Source organism: Vreelandella salicampi (genome assembly GCF_013415105.1).
Classification (GTDB): Bacteria; Pseudomonadota; Gammaproteobacteria; order Pseudomonadales; family Halomonadaceae; genus Vreelandella; species Vreelandella salicampi.
The window spans coordinates 41,803-50,546 of record NZ_JACCDF010000020.1; the positions used below are offsets into that span (position 1 = coordinate 41,803).

An 8,744-nucleotide genomic window follows, 5' to 3' on the forward strand; every position below is an offset into this window, starting at 1 on the left:
CTTTTTTGTGGCACATTCTGCCTTTGACGACTTTCTTCCAGAAGCGCTTCAATTTCATGCGCCTGAGCCATTAGTGGATATTGGCGCTAATCTCACGCATGAAAGTTTTCAGCGTGATCTCCCCGCGGTCGTCGAGCGCGCACGCGCCGCGAACGTCAGCACGCTGATTTTGACCGGCACAGACCTTGAGCACGCCAAACAAGCCGCCGCGCTTGCCGAACAGTACTCTGGTTTTTTTGCCACAGCGGGCGTTCATCCCCACGATGCAAGTCGCTGGAGGCCAGCACTCGGTCGCGAAATGGCCGCGCTTTACGCTCACCCTAAGATGGTGGCAGTGGGCGAGTGTGGGCTCGATTTCAACCGCAACTTTTCCACACCGACTGATCAAGAGCGCGCTTTCGAAGCGCAACTCGCCCTAGCTGCTGAAAACGGATTGCCGCTATTTCTCCACGAGCGTGATGCAGGCCCGCGCATGCGCGAAATGCTTAAAAGCTGGCGCGATGATTTAGCGGATGCGGTGATTCACTGTTTCACTGCGGACAAAGAGACACTTTATGGCTATCTCGACCTAGACTTACATATTGGTTTGACGGGCTGGATTTGTGACGAAAGGCGCGGGCACCATTTACGCCCTCTAGTCGGCGATATTCCGCTGAACCGTTTGATGATTGAAACCGATTGCCCGTATTTGCTGCCGCGTAATCTACCGGCGAAGCTGAAAGGCCGCCGTCATGAACCGGCACTGTTGCCATGGATTGCACGCGAGATTGCCCACTGGTACGGCATTAGCGAAACGGAGCTAGGCCAGCGTACTACCCAAACAGCGCAGGCATTCTTTCGACTACCAGCATAATATTTTTCGATCAAAATAGTGCCAGAACAGGGTGCTTACAGAAACAGGCACTGACAGAATAGAAAAAACAGGAGTTAGCATGAGCGAGATACCGGGCTTTATTGCCATAGAAACAGGCGACGAAGAGGGCCTACCGCTAGCCATTGCCTGGTCGATGCCCGATGGACGAGTGAAGCAAACATTAATTCAGCCGGACGATAGCTGGATCAAAGAAGATACCAATGCCATGGGTGCCTACAGTATTGAAGAGCTTGAGAGCTTGGGGGTCAGTCCTCTTGAAGTGATTCGCGAGCTTGAGAACGACCACTTCTCCGCCACGCTCTATACCAGCGACAACGGCGATGACGAAGCAGCGCTGGCGCGGCTATTTGACACCTATGGACTAGACCCTTTCGTGGAGCTAGCCCCGGCCTCGGTGCTCTACCCTTCGATTACCGCTAGCGAGTGGCATCGCCAGCGGCGGGAAACCTTCAGCGAGTTAGGCTTAGAGCCGATGCGCCCCGAGCATGAACTTGAGGTCATGCTGTCAATGCATCAGCGTCTGACAGAAGACGGTTAAGCGCACAAAAGCATTTCTTTTTTTACAGCAATGACAACGTGAGGCCGCCAAACAGCCAAACGACGGCGATCACAACCAGGACTTTTAGTACCTTATCCGTCAGGGATGCACCACCGTGGTCGTGATGATGTTCATGACCATGGTGTCCCTGTTGAGAGAGCTTCCAGAACCAGAACATAACGCCCGTCAAGATCAAAAAACCGATGTTAAGGAAAAGCTGATAATTAACCTTAAAGAACTCCCGATCTCCTGGCGCTGTCACGCTGGCGAAGTCTGGCAATAGCCCCATAAAAGCCAGTGTGTAGTGCAAAATCAGTGAAACCGACACGATGCCCACGAACATCAGCCCCAGCAGATAGAGAGCCATACGCCAACCATAGTAAGTGGCATTAATGCGTAGAACGGGTAGTACGATCAGATCAGAAAAGATAAACGCCATCACGCCGGCGAAAGTGACGCCCTGGCCAAACAGCACCGCTGCCAGCGGAATATTTCCCATTGACCCGATAAAGGTGAAAAAAGCGGCAACTGGGCCAACAATCGTTTGCGCCAGTACAGACAGAAATCCAGGGTTGGCATTATTTTCGCCACCTGAGCCAATGAACAACGTCTGAAAGAAAGCATCCGGAACGAAGGCCGAAATTATCCCGGCCACGGTAAAGCCGATGAGTACATCCTTCCAAACCATCTGCCATTCCATGACGTAGGTCTGACCAATCTCCTTCCAGCCTTGAAGACTAGTGATTTTTTCTTTCCAGTCTTTGCCTACCTGCTGCCCCCCGCCATCAGGCTCGCCAACGTTTCTGCGAGCCTGGGCTTCAAGTCGACGTGGGCGCGTAATCCTGATGAGTATCCAGGTCACCAAGATCAGCATAATTCCTCCCACATATTCCCCCACCACGAACTGCCAGCCGAGGAACACGGCAATGACGATGCCTAGCTCAATCACCAAGTTGGTTGAGGCCAACATAAAGGCCATTGTCGGCGCGAGCCCAGCTCCTTTCTGGAAAATGCTACGCGTAGTCGCTAACGCAGCAAAGCTGCAGGAACTCGAAAGAAAGCCAAAAAAGGTGCCCAATGCAACGCTGCGCGGGCCGTCTTTGCCCATCACCTTCTGCATGCGCTCTTTGGTCACTAACACCTGAATGAGGCTACTAATGATGTAACCAAGCACAAAAGCCCATAGCGCCATCCAAAAGAAACCGATACTGGTCATGGCCGCTTCGCTCCATGATGTAAAAAAATCATCCATCGAAATCGTCCTTTAGTCAGAATTATTGGCTTCAAGCTACGCTTATTTGATGAATTCAGGTTCATGCGACCGTTTCAACATAGTCGCCTTTACTGCAATCTCGCAATGCCTTGAGCGATGGCGACCTCACACGAAAGCCCTTGCTGATAATAAGCTTCCAACGCATGGCAAAAAGCAGCTGCGCGCTTTGGCAAGCCTTCGCGTTCGTAGCGCTGCGCACGGTCCATGACTCGCGCCTGGAAGGCGTCACGATCCACAGGCACGCCACCGCCTAGATTGTCGACGCTGATATGAAAGCGACGCCCACAGGCTTGGGTAAATAGATACTCTAGTGCCTGAGGCGCAATTTCAGCGCTTTCAAAAGCGGCTTGCTGCTCAGCATTGCGTCCATCAGGCAAATACCAGTAGCCATAATCTTCCCACTGGCGACGCTTGGCACCGGCGATGCACCAGTGGCTTATTTCGTGCAGGGCGCTGGCGTAAAACCCGCGCGCAAATATCACCTGGTGATAAGGCGTTGTGGCATCAGCGGGTGTATAAAGCGGCTCATCACCGCCGCGGACCAAACGTGTTTGGTAACGCTGGGCAAAAAGTCCATCAAAAAGCGCGGTAATGTCGGCAAGGGTCCAGCGCGATTCACCTTCCATGTAACCCTCCTTTCTCAGATCGCAAACGTTGGCCAAAGCGCGGGGATAAAGCCAACGCTCGTAAAAAAGACCGCAGTATAATCGCAAGCTAGGGTAAGGATAAATCGTGCGCTCGGTGGTTAGCGCGAGCAACAGCAACTCCTGCTACCATAGTCTCATTAGTCAGCAAAAATCACTCTTAAGGAGCGCAACGTTGGGTAGTGCCGCCAAAAGATTCACCACACTGTATTGGCCTGAAACGCGTTCACTTGTGCGTTTAGCACTCCCTATCTGTGGCGCGCAATTAGCTCAGGCGGGTATGAGCGTCGTCGATGTCATGATGACCGGACGCCAGAGCCCCACCGCGCTCGCCGCTGTGTCGGTGGGGTCAAGCCTATGGATGCCGCTGATGCTGTTTATGACCGGCACTCTAATGGGGCTAACGCCGATTGTGGCGCATCTACTTGGCGGGCAACGCCATGATGCTATTCGACCTGCCGTGCACCAGGCGCTGTGGGTGGCCCTGTTGCTCGGTGTCGTTTCTGCCGCATTGTTGTGGCTGATCGTCATTCCGATTTTTAACGCTATGGATGTGCCAGCGGATGTCGCGCAAACATCCGCTGCCTACCTCGCCGCAGTAGCGTTTGGTATGCCGGGAATTGCGTTATTTCAGGCACTGCGCGCGTTTTCGGATGGCATGAATCATACTCGCCCCGTGCTTTGGATCAGCCTGATTGGCTTGAGCGTTAATATCCCCGCGAATTACCTGCTAATTTACGGCGGCGACGGCTTGGTCGATCTTTTCGGCGTTTGGCTACCGCAAAGCGTGCAACAACTACCTGCGTTGGGCGCTCTAGGCTGCGGCATTGCCACCGCGATCTCGATGTGGACGATGGCGCTCGCCATGATGCTTTACACGCGCCGAAAGCACGTTTACGGCGCGGTGTCGCTTTGGGAGCGGCTGACACCACCGCAGTGGGCGGGCATCAAAGAGCTGACGATTGTCGGCATTCCTATCGGCGTCGCTATATTCGTCGAAGTCACGCTGTTTACACTGATCGCGCTCTTTATTGCCAGCTTCGGTGAAATCACGGTGGCCGCCCATCAGGTCGCCCTGAGCTATACCACGATTTTGTTTATGCTACCGATGTCATTGAGCATGGCGTTGACCGTGCGTGTGGGCAATACCCTCGGTCAACAACGCCGGCAGCATGCACGCTTAGTCGCCTGGAATGGCATTGCAGTGAGCCTTGTAACCGCTTTGATCAACAGCGCCCTGTTATGGTTGACCGGTGAGTTCGTTATTTCGCTTTATACCACTGACTCTGAGGTACAAACACTTGCGGCATCATTGCTGGCATTGGCCGTTTTCTATCAAGTGTCTGACTCGCTGCAAGCCAACCTTGCCGGGGCCCTGCGAGGCTATAAAGACACGCGTATTGTCATGGTGATTACCGTGCTTTCTTACTGGTTTGTCGGGCTCGGCGGCGGGCACTGGCTTGGCACCTGGGGTGCTTTTTCTGGCGCACTAGGGGTTCATGGCTACTGGATCGGACTCATTGCTGGCTTGAGCACTGCTGCCCTACTATTGGGCTGGCGATTACACCGTATTAGCCGCCAAAGGTAGCCCACTATGCGCCACATGGTACGTCCTTGCCTCCTCTGGATGATCAGCAGCTTGTTGCTATTTAGCTTAACGGGCTGCGGTCAGGGCAGCGGGGCAGAAAGTTTTTGGCAGGACTACCATCAGCAGCTTAGCGGTTCACTGAACGCAGCCGATATTGATCGCTCGCCTCCGCCTAATATCGGTGCGTTTCCTGAACGGCAATCGATGCTTTTTGACATTAGCGAAACCCGCGCAAGCTTGCTCAATGTCTATGCGCTACGTGAGTGCGACATTACCTCGCTGGTTGCCGCCCGCAATAACCAGCTCGGCCGCGTTGCCCCGCCTAGCCAACAGTGGCTGTATGAGCGCGAGCTGTGGCAGCGCATCAGTCACTGCTGGAATACCGACGCGCCAAATGAACTTAGCGCCGAAAACCTCGAGCGCTTGCGTGAGATTACGCTGACCAAAACTAAGCAACTGCCTTACGTTAGTTGGAACGCGATTTTTGACTCAAGTGAGTGGGAAAAGAACTTTTCACGTGCTAGCCAACCGCTTTCCGCCACCGAGCTAAACCTTTCGCCAGAGACAAGCGATATAAAGTCAGGTCTCGATGCTCTCCACTATCTACGCGACATGACACTCCACCAGTTTGATCGAGAGTGGGAACAGGATTCCAGCCAACTAGAGAACCATCTTAAAACGCTACAAGAACGCCCCTTAACCGCCGAGCTGCTCCGCTCATTGATGCTGGCGACACAACGTTTGGACGAAGCTAACGCGCTACTGCAGTCCGCTGATCAAAGCCGCTGTTTACCCGCTTGGGGGCAGACTTACCTGGATCAACTCGCACAGACCGCTTTCACCTGGCTTAGCGTGATCGCTACGCTTATTGACAGCCATCCCGTGGCGCCCCCTGCCAAGTGGCAGCGCTATTACCGTGCTTGGATATCGCTTGAAGCACCGGATGCCCCCTGGAAAAACTTCCAACGTGCGCTAACAACACATACAGCGGCACGCCGTGAATTTCCTGCGTGCCAAGCATCAGCATCGGATTAATAAGGGAAAATTGCGCCTAGGCCTTAACCTTCGCCTCAAGCTGTGCTATTGGTGAGTTATGCGGAAAGCTTGCTAGGCCTGCTTTGCCAATGTCGAGACCACGCAGCACCAGGAGGGACATCATGGGCGCATCACTGTCACCCCGTTCTGCCCAGGTCATCGACCTGGAAACCGTTCGTCGGCGCCAACAGGCGCAAAAGGGCTTGACCCGCTTAGCCCCTGAGCTAGATGGGCTAGAAATGGTGTATCAGCTCGACACCGATCCAGAAAATTATTACGGCATGCCGGTATTGGCTTGGGGATTACGCGAAGATGGGCAAGTCGTGGGGCTCATCCCCTGGATGGAGACACTGACACCATGCCACCGCCTTGATAGCCATGAAAACGGCTGCTTTGTTGGTTATCGTGACCCCGAAACCGAAGAGATTTTTACCGAGCCGCCTGAGCATAAATGGCATGAGCTTACCAGTGCTGCTGATTACTTTGACTATGAAGCTTCACAAGAAGTAACGCTGATTCAGCAAATTCCCGATATGCTCGGGACTCACGCTCTCTGCATGGATACCAACAAGGCTCCTTGGCAGATGAAGCCGGTTTATGGCTGGAACCTCTACAGCGATGGTAACGTTGATGCGCTGCTTGCCGATGAAAACAAAGCGACAATGACGCCCATTTTGCTAGGTGATACCTGCCTTTACAGTGCTCGTTCGCGGCATCCTAAGCTTTATTTCTTCCAACGCCATATCGCCAATCGCATTCTGGAAGAAGATCCCGCAACGCTTGAAGCTTTAGCCCTCATTGCCGTTCCTTCAGCGCCGTAACACTACGGCAGCCAAGCAAGATGCTCCTTGTAGGCTGCCGATCAAAGCATACGGTTAGAGAAGTCAGGCGAGGCGGATAAAATAGCGGTACGTTTCACCTGACGTTTCTTGGGCAATGAGTTCGTGCTCCAAAAATTGGCAAAACTTAGGCACATCTCGCGTAGTAGCAGGGTCAGTCGCGACCACCTGCAGCACTTGTCCCGGCGCCATATCACGCACTTTGTTGTGCATCATCATGATAGGTTCGGGGCAATAGAGACCGCTGGTATCCAATAATGCGTCGTAGTCAGGTAAAGTTTCCATGTTCTCAGCCATTTAGACCCTCGGTTTAGGAAGCAAAAAGGTATGATCAAAATTATCATTGAACGGCGAATTATGCCTGGCCTGGAAGAAGAATTTGAGCAAGCCGCACGCGAAGCAATGCGCGCTTCATTAGGTGCTCGCGGCTTCGTCGGGGGCGAAACCTTAGTCGAAATGGGGCATCCTGACAGGCGCCTTATGATCACCAAATGGCGCGACTTACGTGCTTGGAAAGAGTGGCACTCCAGCGAAGATCGCGCTGTTGCTATGCAACGTATTTTGCCACTTCTCACAGAAGAAGAAACCATCCGTGTTTACGAAGGCAGTTATTAACAAAAGCTATTTTTAGAAAGGCTATGCTTAGCTTTCCAGCCGGACATGCACCGTCACCTCTTCGCGGTCGTGGTAAAGGTGACGGCATCTTATCCGGCTTTTCACCCCTGCTTGATGCAGCGACGACTCGAGATGAGAAAGGCACTTGGTGACTTCTTCCCAGCGCTTCTTCATGGGTAACTTCAAGTTAAAAACCGCTTCTTTACACCACCGCCGAACCAACCAGCGCTCAACCATCGCCAGTACACGCATAGGTTTGTCGACGATATCACATACCAACCAATCCAAACGTTGTGGTGGCTCCCACGTAAAACCGTCTTCTTTTAGATGGTCCACTTGACCGCTTGCCATCAGGTCAGCATTTATGGGTCCATTGTCGATGGCATATACATACATGCCTTTTTGCACGAGCTGCCACGTCCATCCGCCGGGTGCTGCGCCTAAATCAGCTGCTGTCATGTGAGGTGAAAGCCTCTGTTCCCACTCTTGCTTGGGAATAAACTCATGCCAAGCCTCTTCGAGCTTAAGCGTTGAGCGGCTTGGGGCACGTGAAGGTGACCGCAGGCGACGTATTCCCCCTGGCAGTTCGCTGCGATTCCCCGGAAACGACATACCCAGCTGCACGCAAGTACCACTTTTCCAGAATACGTGCAGTCGCCGACCTCCGGCTTTTCGACGCAATGCGCCTCGCTTTTTCAATGTGCTTTCAAGCGGGCGCGATAATGCCTTAAGTAAGCGAGAGAGCGCTTTGCCATCGTTGGTATCAGGGGTTTCATGCCAAATGGCATCAAAACTCCACCCAGCTTCTAGCAGCTGATCGACAATAGGGCTTAACCGATCCTCACGACTCAACGTTAACTCCGGCACTGCCACTAAGCTTTGTCGCGCAAAAATCAGTAAATCAAACGCAGCTAAACGGTGTAAGGTGTTGATTGGCTCTTCGTTCTTCCTCGTTAGACTTGCCCACCCATCGCCACTTTCCTCGACACACAGAACCCCATGTACACCCGCATGGTATTGCAGCTCGGCTAAAACAGCTTTTTCAAAGCCAGGTCGACAATACACCAGCCATGTTGATGGAACCGCGTGAGCCACTGATCTCCCCTTTTGATTAACTTGCCACTTGATAAACAAACGCGCATAGAACACACGGTAACTTTCACGCGGCATCATATCATGCTCAAGCGTTATGATGGCGCACATAAAAAATCCCCCCAGGCATAAGCCCGGGGGGATTTTTCGGATAAGTGCCTGACGATGACCTACTCTCGCATGGGGAGACCCCACACTACCATCGGCGCTGAGCGGTTTCACTACTGAGTTCGGCAAGGGATCAGG

General features: G+C 53.1%; 10 protein-coding genes and 1 rRNA gene. 6 read left to right on the top strand and 5 right to left on the bottom strand.

Going from position 1 to position 8,744, the window contains the following annotated elements; translation table 11 throughout:
• Positions 1-7 precede the first annotated feature (7 nt).
• Positions 8-853 carry a TatD family hydrolase gene (locus tag HZS81_RS16995; RefSeq protein ID WP_338401875.1) on the top strand — a complete coding sequence of 282 codons (846 nt, stop codon included), beginning with the start codon at positions 8-10 and terminating at the stop codon, positions 851-853.
• A 79-nt stretch (positions 854-932) separates the two neighbouring features.
• Positions 933-1,412 (top strand): hypothetical protein, encoded by a 480-nt coding sequence (locus tag HZS81_RS17000; protein ID WP_179931710.1) that lies wholly within the window; start codon positions 933-935, stop codon positions 1,410-1,412.
• A gap of 22 nt (positions 1,413-1,434) precedes the next feature.
• Here the strand turns inward: HZS81_RS17000 and HZS81_RS17005 are convergent, their stop codons facing one another.
• Together HZS81_RS17005 and HZS81_RS17010 are read right to left on the bottom strand one after the other, a co-directional pair.
• Positions 1,435-2,664 carry a permease gene (locus tag HZS81_RS17005; protein WP_179931711.1) on the bottom strand — a complete coding sequence of 410 codons (1,230 nt, stop codon included), beginning with the start codon at positions 2,662-2,664 and terminating at the stop codon, positions 1,435-1,437.
• 89 nt (positions 2,665-2,753) lie between these two features.
• Positions 2,754-3,311, bottom strand: a complete 558-nt coding sequence (locus tag HZS81_RS17010) for an elongation factor P hydroxylase (protein ID WP_179931712.1) — start codon at positions 3,309-3,311, stop codon at positions 2,754-2,756.
• Between the two features lie 193 nt (positions 3,312-3,504).
• On the opposite strand from HZS81_RS17010, the gene HZS81_RS17015 reads away from it, so the two are divergent.
• From HZS81_RS17015 to HZS81_RS17025, 3 genes are all read left to right on the top strand, one after another.
• Entirely contained in the window at positions 3,505-4,917 is a 1,413-nt protein-coding gene (locus HZS81_RS17015; RefSeq protein WP_179931713.1) for an MATE family efflux transporter, read from the top strand.
• A gap of 6 nt (positions 4,918-4,923) precedes the next feature.
• Positions 4,924-5,952 carry a DUF3080 family protein gene (locus HZS81_RS17020; RefSeq protein ID WP_241697546.1) on the top strand — a complete coding sequence of 343 codons (1,029 nt, stop codon included), beginning with the start codon at positions 4,924-4,926 and terminating at the stop codon, positions 5,950-5,952.
• 122 nt (positions 5,953-6,074) lie between these two features.
• Positions 6,075-6,773 (top strand): hypothetical protein, encoded by a 699-nt coding sequence (locus HZS81_RS17025; protein WP_179931714.1) that lies wholly within the window; start codon positions 6,075-6,077, stop codon positions 6,771-6,773.
• 63 nt (positions 6,774-6,836) lie between these two features.
• On the opposite strand, the gene tusA is transcribed toward HZS81_RS17025, so the two are convergent.
• Positions 6,837-7,076, bottom strand: coding sequence for a sulfurtransferase TusA (gene tusA / locus HZS81_RS17030; RefSeq protein ID WP_422141822.1), 240 nt, complete (start codon positions 7,074-7,076; stop codon positions 6,837-6,839).
• A gap of 42 nt (positions 7,077-7,118) precedes the next feature.
• Here tusA and HZS81_RS17035 point away from each other — a divergent pair, with 42 nt between their 5' ends.
• The gene (locus tag HZS81_RS17035; RefSeq protein ID WP_179931716.1) at positions 7,119-7,406 is read left to right on the top strand and encodes an antibiotic biosynthesis monooxygenase family protein; all 288 of its coding nucleotides are present in this window, start codon (positions 7,119-7,121) and stop codon (positions 7,404-7,406) included.
• Between the two features lie 27 nt (positions 7,407-7,433).
• Here the strand turns inward: HZS81_RS17035 and rlmM are convergent, their stop codons facing one another.
• Positions 7,434-8,501: a 23S rRNA (cytidine(2498)-2'-O)-methyltransferase RlmM gene (gene rlmM, locus HZS81_RS17040; protein ID WP_338401876.1), complete on the bottom strand. Its 1,068-nt coding sequence runs from the start codon at positions 8,499-8,501 to the stop codon at positions 7,434-7,436.
• 154 nt (positions 8,502-8,655) lie between these two features.
• Positions 8,656-8,744, bottom strand: a 5S ribosomal RNA gene (gene rrf, locus HZS81_RS17045); the annotation flags it as partial.

Excerpts from the sequence above, each read along its gene's own strand:
- HZS81_RS17025 (WP_179931714.1), top strand. The coding sequence starts at position 6,075 with ATGGGCGCATCACTGTCACCCCGTTCTGCCCAGGTCATCGACCTGGAA.
- HZS81_RS17020 (WP_241697546.1), top strand. The coding sequence starts at position 4,924 with ATGCGCCACATGGTACGTCCTTGCCTCCTCTGGATGATCAGCAGCTTG.
- tusA (WP_422141822.1), bottom strand. The coding sequence starts at position 7,076 with ATGGAAACTTTACCTGACTACGACGCATTATTGGATACCAGCGGTCTC.
- HZS81_RS17005 (WP_179931711.1), bottom strand. The coding sequence starts at position 2,664 with ATGGATGATTTTTTTACATCATGGAGCGAAGCGGCCATGACCAGTATC.
- HZS81_RS17000 (WP_179931710.1), top strand. The coding sequence starts at position 933 with ATGAGCGAGATACCGGGCTTTATTGCCATAGAAACAGGCGACGAAGAG.
- HZS81_RS17035 (WP_179931716.1), top strand. The coding sequence starts at position 7,119 with ATGATCAAAATTATCATTGAACGGCGAATTATGCCTGGCCTGGAAGAA.
- HZS81_RS17010 (WP_179931712.1), bottom strand. The coding sequence starts at position 3,311 with ATGGAAGGTGAATCGCGCTGGACCCTTGCCGACATTACCGCGCTTTTT.